This window comes from Amycolatopsis kentuckyensis (genome assembly GCF_041679295.1).
GTDB lineage: Bacteria > Actinomycetota > Actinomycetes > Mycobacteriales > Pseudonocardiaceae > Amycolatopsis > Amycolatopsis kentuckyensis_A.
The window spans coordinates 598197-612990 of record NZ_JBGDMD010000005.1 but is presented as its reverse complement, the minus strand read 5'-3'; the positions used below and the strand labels follow the sequence as shown (position 1 = coordinate 612990).

General features: G+C 72.2%; 16 protein-coding genes. 4 read left to right on the top strand and 12 right to left on the bottom strand.

Annotated features, from left to right (window positions below):
- Window positions 1-18: 18 nt before the first annotated feature.
- Together ACERZO_RS23630 and ACERZO_RS23625 are read right to left on the bottom strand one after the other, a co-directional pair.
- Window positions 19-1338: an MATE family efflux transporter gene (locus ACERZO_RS23630; protein ID WP_372667219.1), complete on the bottom strand. Its 1320-nt coding sequence runs from the start codon at window positions 1336-1338 to the stop codon at window positions 19-21.
- A 114-nt stretch (window positions 1339-1452) separates the two neighbouring features.
- Window positions 1453-2442, bottom strand: a complete 990-nt coding sequence (locus ACERZO_RS23625; protein WP_372666896.1) for a DHH family phosphoesterase — start codon at window positions 2440-2442, stop codon at window positions 1453-1455.
- Between the two features lie 25 nt (window positions 2443-2467).
- Between ACERZO_RS23625 and ACERZO_RS23620 the strand changes: the two genes are divergently transcribed.
- A complete protein-coding gene (locus tag ACERZO_RS23620) occupies window positions 2468-3499 on the top strand; it encodes a TRM11 family SAM-dependent methyltransferase (RefSeq protein ID WP_372666895.1) in 1032 nt (343 codons plus the stop codon).
- Here the strand turns inward: ACERZO_RS23620 and ACERZO_RS23615 are convergent.
- Together ACERZO_RS23615 and ACERZO_RS23610 are read right to left on the bottom strand one after the other, a co-directional pair.
- Window positions 3496-4641 (bottom strand): flotillin family protein, encoded by a 1146-nt coding sequence (locus ACERZO_RS23615; RefSeq protein WP_372666894.1) that lies wholly within the window; start codon window positions 4639-4641, stop codon window positions 3496-3498. The genes ACERZO_RS23620 and ACERZO_RS23615 overlap by 4 nt on opposite strands.
- Before the next feature lie 19 nt (window positions 4642-4660).
- On the bottom strand, window positions 4661-4888 hold the full coding sequence (locus tag ACERZO_RS23610; RefSeq protein ID WP_372666893.1) for a hypothetical protein: 228 nt from the start codon (window positions 4886-4888) through the stop codon (window positions 4661-4663).
- Between the two features lie 138 nt (window positions 4889-5026).
- On the opposite strand from ACERZO_RS23610, the gene ACERZO_RS23605 reads away from it, so the two are divergent.
- Together ACERZO_RS23605 and ACERZO_RS23600 are read left to right on the top strand one after the other, a co-directional pair.
- Window positions 5027-5569 (top strand): TetR/AcrR family transcriptional regulator, encoded by a 543-nt coding sequence (locus ACERZO_RS23605; protein ID WP_372666892.1) that lies wholly within the window; start codon window positions 5027-5029, stop codon window positions 5567-5569.
- Complete coding sequence (locus ACERZO_RS23600; protein WP_372666891.1) at window positions 5566-6189, top strand: class I SAM-dependent methyltransferase; 624 nt, start codon at window positions 5566-5568, stop codon at window positions 6187-6189. Before ACERZO_RS23605 ends, ACERZO_RS23600 begins: the two co-directional genes overlap by 4 nt.
- On the opposite strand, the gene ACERZO_RS23595 is transcribed toward ACERZO_RS23600, so the two are convergent.
- The 7 genes from ACERZO_RS23595 to rimP all read right to left on the bottom strand — a co-directional run bounded on the left by ACERZO_RS23595 (window position 6181) and on the right by rimP (window position 12989).
- Window positions 6181-6999 carry an alpha/beta hydrolase gene (locus tag ACERZO_RS23595; RefSeq protein ID WP_372666890.1) on the bottom strand — a complete coding sequence of 273 codons (819 nt, stop codon included), beginning with the start codon at window positions 6997-6999 and terminating at the stop codon, window positions 6181-6183. The two genes, ACERZO_RS23600 and ACERZO_RS23595, sit on opposite strands and share 9 nt — an antisense overlap.
- 4 nt (window positions 7000-7003) lie before the next feature.
- Window positions 7004-7480 carry a 30S ribosome-binding factor RbfA gene (rbfA, locus tag ACERZO_RS23590; RefSeq protein WP_372666889.1) on the bottom strand — a complete coding sequence of 159 codons (477 nt, stop codon included), beginning with the start codon at window positions 7478-7480 and terminating at the stop codon, window positions 7004-7006.
- 113 nt (window positions 7481-7593) lie between these two features.
- Window positions 7594-7887, bottom strand: a complete 294-nt coding sequence (locus ACERZO_RS23585) for a DUF503 domain-containing protein (protein ID WP_372666888.1) — start codon at window positions 7885-7887, stop codon at window positions 7594-7596.
- A gap of 73 nt (window positions 7888-7960) precedes the next feature.
- Window positions 7961-10939 carry a translation initiation factor IF-2 gene (gene infB, locus ACERZO_RS23580; RefSeq protein WP_372666887.1) on the bottom strand — a complete coding sequence of 993 codons (2979 nt, stop codon included), beginning with the start codon at window positions 10937-10939 and terminating at the stop codon, window positions 7961-7963.
- Between the two features lie 78 nt (window positions 10940-11017).
- On the bottom strand, window positions 11018-11335 hold the full coding sequence (locus tag ACERZO_RS23575) for a YlxR family protein (protein ID WP_364271753.1): 318 nt from the start codon (window positions 11333-11335) through the stop codon (window positions 11018-11020).
- Window positions 11336-11412: 77 nt separating this feature from the next.
- On the bottom strand, window positions 11413-12459 hold the full coding sequence (gene nusA, locus ACERZO_RS23570; RefSeq protein ID WP_361094747.1) for a transcription termination factor NusA: 1047 nt from the start codon (window positions 12457-12459) through the stop codon (window positions 11413-11415).
- On the bottom strand, window positions 12456-12989 hold the full coding sequence (gene rimP, locus ACERZO_RS23565; protein WP_372666886.1) for a ribosome maturation factor RimP: 534 nt from the start codon (window positions 12987-12989) through the stop codon (window positions 12456-12458). The genes nusA and rimP overlap by 4 nt, the downstream gene beginning before the upstream one ends.
- A gap of 121 nt (window positions 12990-13110) precedes the next feature.
- Between rimP and ACERZO_RS23560 the strand changes: the two genes are divergently transcribed.
- On the top strand, window positions 13111-14043 hold the full coding sequence (locus tag ACERZO_RS23560) for a ferritin-like domain-containing protein (protein ID WP_372666885.1): 933 nt from the start codon (window positions 13111-13113) through the stop codon (window positions 14041-14043).
- Between the two features lie 82 nt (window positions 14044-14125).
- Here ACERZO_RS23560 and ACERZO_RS23555 read toward each other — a convergent pair whose 3' ends face one another.
- The gene (locus ACERZO_RS23555) at window positions 14126-14746 is read right to left on the bottom strand and encodes a hypothetical protein (protein WP_372667218.1); all 621 of its coding nucleotides are present in this window, start codon (window positions 14744-14746) and stop codon (window positions 14126-14128) included.
- Window positions 14747-14794: the final 48 nt, after the last annotated feature.

The following is a 14794-nucleotide window of genomic DNA, read 5'->3' as shown; positions in this document are numbered from 1 at the left end:
CCCGCCCCGGCCGCACCCTCACGCCGGCCGGATCGCGCCGGTCACCGCCCAGTTGCCCGAGCGCCACCTGACCAGCACGAACACCAACCTCAACACCATGAACAGCGACAGCCCGACCCAGATCCCCGTCAGTCCCCACCCGAAGCCCAGCGAGGCCCAGATCAGCGGCAGGAAGCCGAGCGCCGCGCTGCCGAGGGTTGCGTTGCGCAGGAATGCCGCGTCACCCGCTCCCAGCAGCACGCCGTCCAGTGCGAACACCACTCCCGCGATCGGCTGCAGGGCCACGAAGAACCACCACGCGTGCGGGATCTCGGCCAGCACCCCCGGGTCGGACGTGAACGCGTGCGGCAGCACCCACGACAACGCCGCGAACAGCACGCACAAGAAGCACCCCAGCAGCAGCCCGTACCCCGTGATCTGCGCCGCCACCCCGCGGGCCTGGCGGGCCGCGTTCGCGCCCAATGCCGCGCCCACCAGGGACTGGGCCGCGATCGCCACCGAGTCCAGGACCAGCGCCAAGAACGTCCACAACTGCAGGACCACCTGGTGCGCGCCCACGGCTTCGGTCGAGGTGCGGGCCGCCACCGCCGCCGCCGAGATGAAGCACGCCTGGAACGCCAAGCTGCGCAGCACCAGGTCGCGGCCCAGGCCCAGCTGGGCGCGCATCACCTTGAAGTCCGGGCGCAGCCCCACCTTCTCGCGCACCAGCGCCACGATGAACAGCGACGCCGAGATCACCTGCGCCACGACGTTCGCGATCGCCGAGCCCTCCAGCCCGAGGTCCGCCCCGTAGACGAGCACCGGGCACAGCACCGCCGAAATCCCGTTGCCCGCCAGCACGTACCGCAACGGCTTCGCGGCGTCCTGCACCCCGCGCATCCAGCCGTTGCCCGCCATCGTGACCAGGATCAGCGGCGCCCCGAACAGCGCGATCCGGACCCACGACACGGCCGCACCGGCGACCTCGTCGCTGCCCGACAGCGCCCGCGCGATCGGCCACGCCAGCAGCTGCCCGGCCACCAGCACGAAGAGCCCGACCAGCACCGCCAGCCACGTCGCCTGGACGCCCTCGCGCACCGCGTCGGCGCGGCGGCCCGCGCCGTGCAGCCGGGCCGTGCGGGACGTCGTGCCGTACGACAGGAACGTCAGCTGGCTCGACACCTGGGCCAGCACCACGCCGCCGAGCGCGAGCCCGGCCAGCGGCAGCGCGCCCAGGTGGCCGACCACGGCGGTGTCGACCAGCACGTACAACGGCTCGGCGGCCAGCACCCCCAGCGCGGGCACGGCCAGGCCGAGCACGCGCTTCGCCGGGATCCGCTCCGTCTCCTCCACGTTCACCACGAACCGGACTCTAACCGCCCCCACCGACAGTTCTGACCGGCGGGAACGCGGGAACTTTCCCGGCCCGCCGTCCGACGCCGGCGGCCGAACGTCACCTCGTCAGGCGAGTGCCTACAGCAGCGGCGCCCGCTCCAGCGCCTCCCGCAACCCGGCGAGGACCTCCGGCGCGGTCCCGGCGATCGTGCAGCCCGCGGCCTGCCGGTGCCCGCCGCCGCCGAACTCCGATGCCACCGCCGAGACGTCGACCCCGATCGAACGCAGGGAAATCTGCCACTGGGCCGGGTTCGTCACGTCCTGCTTGAGCACCGCCGCGACCGCCGCCTCGCGCACTGAGCGGACGACGTCGATCACCGACTCGACCTCTTCGCCACGCACCGCCCGCGCGTCGTCGATGCGGACCACCGCGTGCACGAAACCCCGCCCCTGCGCCGCTTCCGGCTCCAGCGAAGCGTCGCGCAGCACCGACGACAGCATCGGCAGCCAGCCGAACGGCCGCTCGTCGACGATCCGCCGCACCACCTTCTCCGGGTCGACGCCGGCCTCCAGCAGCCGCGCGGCCATCCGGTGCGTCTCCGGGCTCGCCCGGCGGAACCCGCTCGTGTCGGTGACGATCCCCGCGTAGATCCCGCGCGCGATCGGCTCGTCGAGCTCGACGCCCATCGCGTCCAGGATCCGGAACACGAGGATCGCGCTGGCCTCGGCGGTCTCGTCGACGACGTTGCAGCCGCCGTAGAACGTGTTGGTCGCGTGGTGGTCGATCACCAGCACCGAGCCGGCCAGCGCGACGCGCCCGGCGAGCCGGCCCAGCCGCTGCGGCACCGGCGTGTCGACGCAGACCAGCAGCGCTTCGCCGGCCGGCAGGTCGTCGGGGTGGGTGAGCAGGCCGTCCTCGTCCAGCCACCGCAGCGTCTCCGGCGCCTCGTCGGGCTCGCCGAACGACACGCGGACGCGAGCGCCGCGCTGGACCAGCGCCCGGCCGAGGGCGAGCGCGCTGCCGAGGGCGTCCGCGTCCGGGCGGACGTGGCCGAGCACCGTCACGTCGGTCGCCGACGCGAGCAGCGCGGCCGCGTCCCGGATGTCCTGCGCCAAAGTAGGGGTCACGGTGCGTCACGCTACGCTCTGCGGGATGCCTGAGTACGTGATCCTGGTCCACCCGTCAGCCAACCGGGTCTACGCCGCCTCCTCCCCCGCGCTGCTGCGCGCCGAGCTGGCGGTGTTCGGCGCGGCACTGCCGGCCGAACTGTCCGGGATCGAGGAGGTCGAGCTCGGCGGCGTCGGGTACGTGCGCTTCACCAGCTCGGTGCCCCTCGGCGAGCGCGACCTCGCGCTGCTGTCGAACCTTTCGTCGCTGTACGCGCTGTTCGAGCTCGGCGACGGCGTCCTGCGCCCGGTCACCGTGACGCCGCTGGCGAAGGCGGACTCGGACCTGCTGACCATCCAGAAGTACCCCGGCAAGACCAACGAGTCGTTCACGAAGCTGCTGCTGAACGTGACGCTGCTGGCGACCGCGGACCCGTTCTCCGACCGGCCGAAGTACCTGCTCGACCCGCTGTGCGGCCGCGGCACCACGCTGAACCAGGCGATGATGTACGGCCTGCACGCCACCGGCCTGGACGTCGACGCCAAGGACTTCGAGGCCTACGAGGCGTTCATCAAGACGTGGCTGCGGACCAAGCGCGTCAAGCACACCGCGGACTCGGGTCAGTTGCGGCGCAACAAGGTCCGGCTCGGCCGGCGACTCGACATCGAGTACGCGCTGGACAAGGAAGCGTACAAAGCGGGCGACACGCGCAAGCTCACCTACTTCCAGGCCGACACGCTGACCACCGACGAGGTGCTGCGGGCGAACTCGTGCGACGTGATCGTCACCGACGCGCCGTACGGCGTCCAGCACGGCAGCCACCGCGAAGCGGGCCTGCAGCGCAGCCCGCGCGACCTGCTCGCCGCGGCCGTTCCGGTGTGGACGCGCGTGCTGCGGCCCGGCGGGGCGCTCGGCATCTCGTGGAACACCACCGTGCTGCCGCGCGAAGAACTCGTCGAGGTGCTGCGCAAGGCCGGGCTGGACGTCCGCGAGGGCGGGCCGTGGGACGACTTCACCCACCGGGTCGACCAGGCCATCCTGCGTGACCTGGTCGTCGCGGTGAAGCCCGCTTCCTAGGACTGCGTCAGCTCGGGCTTGGTCACCTGCCCGTTCTCCTCGGGGGCCACGGCGGGGGCCGGCGACGTGCTCAGCCCGCGCTTCACCGAGTCCAAGATGGACAGTCCCTGGCCGACGAGCCCGGCGGCCATCTCGCCCAGGCCGTCGGCGCCGTTGAGGATGTTCACGTTCGCCCCGGACAGCCCGCGCCCGGCCTCCTTGACGATCTGCGGCAGCTGGTCGATGAGCATCCGGTCGAGCGCGACCCGGTTGTTCGACGCGGCCGCCTCGGCCTGCACGCGCATCCGCTCCGCCTCGGCCAGCGCGAGGATGCGGATCCGCTCGGCCTCCGCGTCGGCGGGCTTGATCACCTCGGCGACGAGCTGCTGCTGACGCAGTTCGGCTTCGCGCTGGGCCAGCTCGGTGCGCGCGTCGATGACCTCCTGCTGCGCCTTGGCCTGCGCGAGCGGCCCGGCCTGGGCGGCTTCGGCCTGCGCCGCCTCGACCTCGGCGCGGTACTGCGCCTGGACGATCGACGTCTGCCGGGCGTACTCCGCCTGCGTGCGCTGGGACTTCTGCTCGGCTTCCGCCGCGGTCTGGTTCGCCACCGCCTGCGCGATCTGGGCGTCCCGCTGGATGGCGGCGTTGTGCGGCGCGGCCATCGCGGCGATGTAGCCGAGCTTCATGTCGTCGATCGACTGGATCTGGAGCGCGTCGACGGTGAGCCCGATCTTCGCCATTTCCACCGCCGAGCCGTCCAGCACCTCGGTGGCGAGCTTCTGCCGCTCGGTGATGATCTCCTCGACCGTCATCGACCCGATGATCGAACGCAGGTGGCCGGCGAAGATCCGGCCGGTCAGCACGGACATCTGGTCCTGGTCGGAGAGGAACCGCTGGCCGGCGTTGACGATGCTCTCGGTGTCGTTGCCGACCTTGAACGCGATCACCGCCCGCACGGTCAGGGCGATGGCCTGTTTCGTGACGCACACTTCGGTCACTTCGGCCTCGCACATGGAAAGCGTGAGGAACCGGACCTTCCGGAAGACCGGCATGACGAACGCGCCGTGACCGGTCACGACCCGGAACGGCGAGTCGCCGTGGCTGCGCTTGCCCCCGGAGATCAGCATCGCCTCGTTGGGCGCGGGAACGCGGTACCCGAACATGGCTGTCCTTCTTCGCACACTAGGAAGTGGGTTCCGAGGCGTCCCACGCCACGACGTCGACCGTGCGCCGGCCCCGGGTTTCCACGACCAGGACGGTCGTGCCCTTCGGCAGCTCCGTGTCGGACCAGGCCAGGAAGGTTTCCACGCCGCCCCTGATCCTGATCAGCACCTCCCCGGGGCCCCGCTGCCCGCGGGTGCCGACCAGGAGGACTCCGGTGCGCCCGGCCGGGGAGAGATCGGAGTGCACGGGTGCCGACCTCCCTCGGTGGCCGCCTCGACGCGGGGATCGCCCCCGCTGTCCCCCATTGTGCTCCCGGCGGGCGCGGGCCGTGGGCACTGTGAGGTTCCGATCAGAAGGCAACCTCCGCGGCTATACTCTCCGACCGTGACCGTCGAGCAACGCCCCCTGCGCGCGGACGCCCGGCGCAACCGGGAAGCGCTGGTGGCGGCCGCCCGGGAGGTGTTCGGCACCAAGGGCGTCGACGCGCCGCTGGACGAGGTCGCGCGCCGCGCCGAGGTCGCGATCGGGACGCTCTACAACCGGTTCCCGACCCGGGCCGACCTGGTCGAGGCGGCGTTCCTGCCGACGCTGGAAGAAGCCCAGGCCGTGGTGGCGGAGGCACTCGCGTGCGAGGACCCCTGGGCGGGTTTCGTCCTGTTTCTCGAACGTTCGGTGCTGATGCAGGTCTCCGACCGCGGCTTCACCGAGGTGTGCTCGCGGACGTTCGACCCGGCGTCGGCGCTGGAGAAAGCCAAGCAGGCCAACGGCTCCGGGATGAACCGGATCATTTCGCGCGCCCAGGAGGCCGGCGCGCTGCGGAAGGACTTCCGCGCGGAGGACCTGGCGATGGTGTTCGCCGCGGCGACGGCGACCCCGGACTGGCGGCGCGCGCTCGGCATGGTCCTCGACGGGCTGCGGGCGCGATGACCTGGCTCGCGGACACCCGCACGTCGTACGACACGGTGGCGTCGAGCTACGCCGAATTCGTTTCCGACGCCCTGGAGAAGCAGCCGTACATGCGGGCGGCGCTGGCGCTGTTCGCGGCCGAGGTCGACGGGCCGGCCGTGGACGTCGGCTGCGGCCCGGGCCACTTCACGGCCCACCTGGCGTCGCTGGGCGTCGAGGCGTCCGGCATCGACCTTTCGCCGGGGATGATCGACCTGGCCCGCCAGGCGCACCCGGAACTGCGGTTCGACGTCGGCTCGATGACGGACCTGGCGCTGCCCGACGCGTCGATGGCGGGGGTGCTGGCGTTCTGGTCGCTGATCCACGTCCCGGACGACGCGGTCCCGGTCGCCTTGGGGCACTTCCGGCGCGTGCTGCGGCCCGGCGGGCTGCTGGTCATCGGGCACCACGTGGGTGTCGGGACGCGGTTGAAGACCCAGGGCTACGGCGGGCACCCGATGCGGGTCCACGTCCACCTGCGGCAACCGTGGTGGCTGGCGCGGCGGGTCCGGGAGGCCGGGTTCACGATCGAAGCCGATTGGGCGCTCAACCCGGGAAACGAAGTGTCACAAGCGATTCTCTTCGCGCGCGCGTCAGCTTAGCCGCTGCCCCACGAACTTCAGGACGTCCGGCAGGATCCCACGCCAGTACTCGTCTTTGTGCCCGCCCGGGGAAAACCTCGACACGGCAGGCGGAACCGCCTTCACCAGCTTGCGATCCGCGCCCAGGAACGGGTCCGACTCGCCGCACCAGACGCCCAACGCCGCCGGGCGCAGTTCTCCCGTGTGCAGCAACGGTTCCTCGGCACGCCAGCCGGCCTCGTCCGCGAACACCTTGCGGCCGCGGGCATCCGGCCAGCTGACGAACAGGGCCGCGCTCGCCGTCGCGACCGCCTTCAGGTCCGGGTGTGCCCGGGCGAAGCGCAACGCGCCGAAGCCGCCCATCGAGATCCCGAACACCGCCGACGCCGGGCGCAGGTCGCGGGCCGTCAGCCAGCCCGGGACTTCGTCGGTGAGCATGCGCTGCGGGTCGTCGTCCCCGCCGACGTCGACCCAGTAGTGGTCGCCGTCGAGGGCGGCCACCGCGAACGGCGGGACGCCCTCGCGCACGGCCTGCGTCAACGCCGCGGGAACTCCGAGGTCGAGGAACGTCCGCGCGCGGGCGCCGCGGCCGTGCAGGGCCAGGCACACCGGCAGGCCCGCTGCCGGGACGCCTTCGGGCGTGATCAGGACCAGGTCGACGTCCGTGCCGCGGGCGGCCGAGTGCACACGCTCGACCGTCACCGGGTCGGGCGGCGGCGAAGGGCGGGTCGGCTGCGGGACCGTGGGCGGACCAGGCGCCGGTTCCGGCGACGAGCAGCCCGCCAGCAGCGCCAGTGCGCTGCCGGCGAGCAGACCGCGGCGGGAGAGCACGGGGTCAGCCCCGGCTCTCCTCCTCGGCGAAGTCGTCGTCTTCGGTGTCTTCGCGCGGTGCCTTGTACGGGTCGACGTCGCCCGCGTGCTGGGCTCCGGTCGCGCGGCGCGCGACCTCCGCGTCGGCCTCGCGGGCCTTCGCGAGGAGGTCCTCGATCCGCTTCGACTCCTCGGGGATGGTGTCCGCGACGAACGTCAGCGTCGGCGTGTAGCGGACCCCCGTGCCCTGGCCGACCTTCGTGCGGAGCACACCGCGCGCCGATTCGAGCGCGGCCGCCGCACCGGCGAAGTCCGGGACGGAGTCCAGCTTCTCGCCGAGCACCGTGTAGTACACCGTGGCGTCGTGCAGGTCGCCGGTGACCTTCGTGTCCGTGATGGTCACGTGGTCCAGCCGGGGGTCCTTGACCTCGTGCTCGATCGCGGACGCCACGATCTGCGAGATCCGCTTGGCGAGCTTGCGAGCCCGAGCCGGATCAGCCATGTCGTTCTCCTAGAAAAGATCTGGTGAGGCTTATTCAGCCGTCGGCCGCCACACAACTTTCGCCCTGAACAACAGTGTGTGGGCGGGGCGTGGCGGCCTAACCAGAATAAGCCTCAATCGTCTGGACCGAGCAGCCGGCGGCGGACGGAGAGCAGTTCGAACTCCGGCCTGCCCGCCACGTACCGCTCACACGAGTCGAGCACGTCCCGGACGTGCTCGCCACCTTCGGCGACCACGGCGACCCCGATGAGGGTCCGGCGGTGCAGATCGGTGTGCCCGGCTTCGGCCACCGACACGGCGAAGCGCTTGCGCACCTCGGCCAGCACCGGACGGACCACGGATCGCTTCTGCTTCAGCGAATGGACGTCGCCGAGCAGGATGTCGAGCTCGAGAGCTCCGACGAACATAGGCAGTTTTGGTGGTGTAGTAGGGAAGCGCCGGGTGCGTGCGGGACTTCCCGCACGCACCCGGCCCCGAACATCAGGAACGCGGCTTCTCGCGCTGCTCGTACGTCTCGATCACGTCGTCGACCTTGATGTCGCCGTACGAACCGAGCGTCAGACCGCACTCGTAGCCCTCGCGGACCTCGACCACGTCGTCCTTGAACCGCCGCAGCGAGCTGATCGGCAGGTTCTCCGCGACGACGGTGCCGTCGCGCAGGAGACGGGCCCGGGCGTTGCGCCGGATCTCGCCGGACATGACCAGGCAACCCGCGATCGTGCCGATCTTGGAGGACTTGAAGACCTCGCGGACCTCCGCGCGGCCCAGCTCGACCTCTTCGTACTCCGGCTTGAGCATGCCCTTGAGGGCCTGCTCGATCTCGTCGATCGCCTGGTAGATGACCGTGTAGTACCGGACGTCGACGCCCTCGCGGGTGGCCCGCTCGGTCGCCTTGCCCTGGGCGCGGACGTTGAACCCGAGGACGATCGCGTCGGACGCGGTCGCCAGGTCGATGTCCGACTCGGTCACGCCACCGACACCGCGGTGGACCACGTTCAGCTCGACCTCGTCGCCGACGTCCAGCTGGAGCAGCGAGGCTTCGAGGGCCTCGACCGTACCCGAGTTGTCACCCTTGATGATCAGGTTGAGGCTGTTCGTCTCCTTCAAGGCGGAGTCGAGGTCCTCGAGGCTGACCCGCTTGCGGCGCGACGCGTTGAGCGCGTTGCGCGTACGAGCGGCACGGCGCTCGGCGATCTGCCGGGCGACGCGGTCCTCGTCGACCACCAGGAAGGTGTCGCCCGCACCCGGCACCGAGGTGAACCCGATGACCTGGACGGGACGCGACGGCAGCGCCTCGGTCACGTCGACGTTGTGCTCGTCGACCATCCGGCGGACGCGGCCGTAGGCGTCACCCGCCACGACCGAGTCGCCGACGCGCAGCGTGCCGCGCTGGACCAGGACGGTCGCCACCGGGCCGCGGCCGCGGTCGAGGTGCGCCTCGATCGCGACACCCTGGGCCTCCATGTCCGGGTTGGCCCGGAGGTCCAGAGCGGCGTCCGCGGTCAGCAGGATCGCCTCGAGCAGGCCGTCGATGTTGATGTTCTGCCGCGCGGAGATCTCGACGAACATCGTGTCGCCGCCGTACTCCTCGGCGACCAGGCCGTACTCGGTCAGCTGCTGCCGGATCTTGTCCGGGTTCGCGCCTTCCTTGTCGATCTTGTTGATCGCGACCACGATCGGGGCCTTGGCGGCCTGCGCGTGGTTGATCGCCTCGACCGTCTGCGGCATCACACCGTCGTCGGCCGCCACCACGATCACCGCGATGTCGGTCGAGTTCGCACCACGGGCACGCATGGCGGTGAACGCCTCGTGACCCGGGGTGTCGATGAAGGTGATCAGCCGCGGGTTGCCCTCGAGCTCGGTCTCGATCTGGTACGCACCGATGTGCTGCGTGATGCCGCCGGCCTCGCTCTCGCGGACCTTCGTCTTCCGGATCGTGTCGAGCAGGCGGGTCTTACCGTGGTCGACGTGACCCATGATGGTCACGACCGGCGGCCTGACCTGCAGGTCCTCTTCGCCACCGGCGTCGTCGCCGTAGGTGATGTCGAAGGTCTCCAGCAGCTCGCGGTCTTCTTCCTCGGGGCTGACGACCTGAACCGTGTAGTTCATTTCGCCGCCGAGCAGCTCGAGGATGTCGTCCGACACGGACTGCGTCGCGGTGACCATCTCGCCGAGGTGGAAGAGCACCTGCACCAGCGAAGCCGGGTTGGCGTCGATCTTCTCGGCGAAGTCGGTCAGCGAAGCACCCCGCGGCAGCCGGATCGTCTCGCCCTGCCCCTTGGGCAGGCGGACGCCGCCGACGCTGGGCGCCTGCATGTTGTCCATGTACTCCTGGCGCTTCTGCCGCTTCGACTTGCGGCCCTTGCGCGAGGGACCACCGGGACGCCCGAAGGCACCCGCGGTACCGCCACGGCCACCGGGGCCACCACGGCCACCGCCACCGCCGCGGAAACCGCCGCCGCCGGCCGGGGCACCCGTGCCACCGCCGGGACGGAAACCGCCGCCGCCGCCACCGCCACCGGGACCGCCGCGGAAGCCACCGCCGCCGCCACCGCCACCGGGACCGCCGCGGAAACCGCCGCCGCCGCCACCGGGACCGCCACGAGCACCGCCACCGGGGCCGCCACGAGCACCGCCGCCGGGACCACCGCGGGCGCCGCCACCGGGACCGGCGGGACGCTGCGTGCGACCCGGCATCATGCCGGGGTTCGGCCGCGGGGGCATGTTGCCCGGGCTCGGCCGGTTGCCACCGGCGCCGCCGCCGGGCCGCGGGGCCGGACGGTCACCGCCGCCTTGACCGCCACCGGGACGCGGCGGGCGGTTGTCGCCGCCCTGACCGCCACCGGGGCGCGGGGCCTGCGGACGCGGCGGGGCGCCGGAACCGACGCCGAACGGGTTGTTGCCGACCCGCGGGGTGCGCGGACCGGGCTTGGGACCGCCGGGCTTGGGGCCCTGCGGCTTCGGCGGGACGACCGAGCCGGTGCCCTGCGCGGGCGCGGCCGGGGTGTCCTGCTTGGGTGCGGCAGGCGCCTCGGCCTTCGCGGCCGGGACCTGCTCCTGGGGTGCGGGCGCGGCGGGCTGCTGACGCGGGCCGGGCCGGGGGCCGGGGCGCTGCCCCGGGGTGGCCGGCTTCGCCGCCGCGGGCGCCTGCTGCTGGGGTGCGGCCGGAGCCGGAGCGGGCGCCGCCTGGGCCGCCGGAGCCTGCTGCTGGGCAGGTGCGGGGGGCTTCGGGGCGGCGGGCTTGGCGGCCGGCGGGCCGGGGCGCGCCGACGGGCCGGGGGTGGGCTTCTTCGCGCCCTTCGGCGCATACGCGTCGCGGAGACGGCGGGCGACGGGCGCCTCGACCGTGGACGACGCGGACTTGACGAACTCGCCCTGTTCCTTCAACTTCGCGAGAACGTCCTTGCTGGTGATGCCGAGCTCCTTCGCGAGCTCGTGTACGCGGGCCTTGCCTGGCACAACTCTCCTCATCTAGGGGAGGCCAGGCGGAAATCCCGCTGACCTCGTCCTTATTGTCTGACGCTCATGGCTTCAGCTTCACGGCTGACTCATGACGGGTCGACCTGCTTCCTTGATTCCTCGCGACCCCGGGGACGTCCCGGGTTCGTGGTGCGGGGTGGTGCGCCCGACGTGCTCGCGGACCTCGCGGGCGTCGAGCGCCCCGGGAGCCCGCAAGGCTCTCGGGAAGGCTCGCCGCCGTTCGGCCTTGGCCAGGCAGTCCGGGTCGGGGTGCAGCCAAGCCCCCCGGCCCGGCAGCCGCCGACGTTCGTCGACGACCACCCGCCCGGCCACCGCGACCACGCGCAGCAGCTCACCGATCAATGCCCGCCGCTTGCAGCCGACACAAGTCCGCACCGGGGAATTCCGGTGGGGCTGGTGCTCGGCTACCCGCCGCGGGCTTCGAACCACTCCTGAGTCTAGCGCTTCGACCTTCACTCAGCCGAACCGGTTGTCGCGGCGGGCCGCGGCGGACGGGCGTGGTCTTGATCACCCTCGTCGTCCGCCGGTGCGGCGTCGCTGCGGATGTCGATCCGCCAGCCGGTCAGGCGGGCGGCGAGGCGGGCGTTCTGGCCCTCCTTGCCGATCGCCAGCGACAGCTGGAAGTCCGGCACCACGACCCGGGCGGTCTTCGCCCGCTCGTCCACGACTCGTACCGAAACAACCTTCGCCGGCGACAGGGCATTCCCCACGAACCGGGCCGGGTCCTCGGAGTAGTCGATGATGTCGATCTTCTCGCCGGCGAGCTCGCTCATCACGTTGCGCACGCGCGCGCCGACCGGGCCGATGCAGGCGCCCTTGGCGTTGACGCCCGGCACGGTGGACTTGACCGCGATCTTCGTGCGGTGCCCGGGCTCGCGCGCGACGGCGGCGATCTCGACGGTCCCGTCGGCGATCTCCGGGACCTCGAGCGCGAACAGCTTGCGCACCAGGTTGGGGTGCGAGCGCGAGAGCGTGATCTGCGGGCCGCGGTTGCCGCGCGAGACGGTGACCACGTACGCCTTGATCCGGCTGCCGTGCTCGTAGGACTCCCCCGCCACCTGTTCGGCGGACGGGAGCACCCCCTCGGTGTCACCCACCTGGACCACGACCATGCCGCGGGCGTTGGCGCGGGCGTCGCGCTGGATCACCCCGGCGACGATCTCGCCCTCCTTGGTGGAGAACTCGCCGAAGGTCTTCTCGTGCTCGGCGTCGCGCAGCCGCTGCAGGATGACCTGGCGCGCGGTGGTGGCGGCGATCCGGCCGAAGCCCTCGGGGGTGTCGTCCCACTCCTCGTCGACCTGGCCGTCGTGGGTCAGCGTGTGCGCGAGCACGCGCACCAGGCCCGTCTTGCGGTCGATGTCGATGCGGGCGTGCGGCTGGTGGCCCTCGGTGTGCTTGTACGCGGTGAGCAAGGCCGTCTCGATGGCCTCGATCACCGTTTCGAAGGGGATGTCCTTGTCCCGTTCGATCGCCCGCAGCGCGGCGATGTCGACGTTCACTTCGACCCCTTCTCCGTCTCGGCGGCGATCATGCCGGACGCGTCGTCTTCGAGCAGTTTCAGGTCCTCGGCGGGCGGCTGCTTGAACTCGATCTCCACGACCGCCTTCGCCACGTCGGCGTAGCGGACGTCGCGGATCTTGCCGCCGTCGAGGACGCGGGCGGCGTGTTCGCCCGCGTGGCCGACCCGCCCGATGAAGGCCGTTCCCTCGACCGGGGTGATCTTCACCAGGCGGAACCGCGCGCGCCGCCAGTGCCGCGGCTGGGTGAGCGGGCGGTCGAGGCCCGGCGAGGTGACCTCCAGCGTGTAGGCGCTCGCGAGCACGTGCTCGTTTTCGTCGAGCGCCGCCGAGACCTTGCGGCTGACCTCGGCGACCTCGTCCAGCCCGACACCGTCGTCGGCGTCGACGACGACCTTGACCAGCTGCCGCCGGCCGGCCTGCTGCACCTCGAACGAGTCGAGGTCGAAACCCGCGGCGGTGACGGCTTCGGCCACTATCGGCTGAAGCCGGCTGGCGAGTTCTCCTGGCACGTGGGGCTCTCCTTGTTTCGGGCTGGAGTTGCGCGGGTCGGTGGTGGACCAGCTTATCCGGTCCCCCGTTCCCTCCGCGCGAGCGGCGGGGCCGCCCCGGGGCCTGGCAGGATGGGCCGACGTGACCGGAAGACCGACCGACCTGACCCGTCGTGCCGCCCTCCGCGCGGGGGCGCTGGCCGCGCTGGCCGTCCCGCTGGCCGCGTGCGGGCCCGGCTACGACGAGAGCCCCGACCCCCTGCAGCCGCTGCTGGCCGCCGCCGAGGCGGACGCCGCCGCCGCGCGGGCGCTGGCCAAGGGCGAGAACGCCGACGCCGCCGGCCAGCTCGCCGACGCGCGCGCGGCCCACGCGGCCGCGCTGAAGTCCGAAGTGGACCGGCTGAACCGGCCGAAGCCGTCGACGTCCGCGCCGCCGCCGGCGCCGGCCGCGCTGAGCGATCTGAAGGAGCGGCTGGCGACCGCGCGCAAGCAGGCCGAGGACCTCGTCGGCGGGCTGCCGCGCTACCGGGCCGGCCTGGTCGCGGCGGTGGCGGCGGGCTGCGCGGCGCTCCAGCGCACGGCGCCTGCGCTGGGCCCCGGCGAGGACGCGCCGGCGCCGGTGGCGTCCGCCGGTGCGGCGCCCGCGGAGGCGGTGGACCCGCTGCAGACCGCGCTCGCCGCCGAGCACGCCGCCGTCTGGGTGTACGGCCTGGTCAGCGCATTCCTGCCGGGCGACTTCGGCGACGCCGAGAAGGCCGGCGCGGCGGAGCACGCGGTGCGTCGCGACCTGCTGCAGACGATGCTGTCGGCGGCCGGAGCGACCCCGGTGGCGCCCGAAGCGGCGTACGTCCCGAAGAAGCCGGTGACGGACGCGAAGTCGGCGTCGCTGGTCGTCGCGACGGCCGAGGCCGACTGCGCGAACGCGTGGCTGGCGGTGATCAACCACACCGACGACGCGGGTCTGCGGACGACGGCGTTGCACGCGCTGGTGGCGGCTTCGCGGCGCGGGACGCCGTGGCGCGCGGAGGCGGGCGAGAAGCCGGCGGCGATTGCCATGCCCGGCCAGGCGAGCTGAGCCGGCACCGATGTAGTGAATGACTCATTCATGTCGTCAGGCGACATGAATGAGTCATTCATGTCATGGGGATCGGGCCCGGTCAGCCCTTGAGGTCGGCCGACAGGCGGAGGGCGTCGTCGGCGATCTTCTCGATCAGGGCCTTGTCCGTGTGCTTGTCGTAGAAGTCGGCCAGCACGATCGTCGTGTTCGTGCCCTCGACCTTGGACGAGTAGGCCGAGTTCTTGCCGCTCAGGTTCGGGACGCCGGAGCCGGCGAACGTCTTGTCCCGGACCAGGTCGGTCACGTTGCCGGTGCCGTCCTTCTCGGTGAGGCTCTTGAGCGCCTTCGCCTTCGTCGAGTCCGGCATGCCCACCACGACCACCGACACCAGCGCCTTCGCGCCACCCGTCTCCGTCGTGTACAGCGCGCGGGCCAGCGACTGGCACGGCGAGTCTTCGAAGAACTTCTGGGTGTCGCCGTAGGACTTGGCCGAGCAGTCGTTGACGCGGTCCGGCCCGGCGACCTTGGTGAACTGGTACTGCCCGGTGTTCTGGGCCGGCGGCTGCGCGACGGGCTCGTCCGGCGTCGAGTCGTGCCGGATCAGGTACCACAGCAGCCCGGCGACGACGGCGATGGCGACCAGCCCGGCGCCGCGCAGCGCGAGGGCCTTGGTGTCCCTCGGCGGCGGCCCGGGAGCGGGCGGCCGCGGCTGCGGGGGCACCGCGCCCAGCGGGGCCGTGTCGGACGGGCCTGGGGTGAAATGCGCACC

Bases quoted from the DNA above. Each gene is read 5' to 3' on its own strand.
- ACERZO_RS23620 (WP_372666895.1), top strand. From the start codon at position 2,468: ATGCCTGAGTACGTGATCCTGGTCCACCCGTCAGCCAACCGGGTCTAC.
- ACERZO_RS23615 (WP_372666894.1), bottom strand. From the start codon at position 4,641: ATGTTCGGGTACCGCGTTCCCGCGCCCAACGAGGCGATGCTGATCTCC.
- ACERZO_RS23600 (WP_372666891.1), top strand. From the start codon at position 5,566: ATGACCTGGCTCGCGGACACCCGCACGTCGTACGACACGGTGGCGTCG.
- rbfA (WP_372666889.1), bottom strand. From the start codon at position 7,480: ATGGCTGATCCGGCTCGGGCTCGCAAGCTCGCCAAGCGGATCTCGCAG.
- ACERZO_RS23585 (WP_372666888.1), bottom strand. From the start codon at position 7,887: ATGTTCGTCGGAGCTCTCGAGCTCGACATCCTGCTCGGCGACGTCCAT.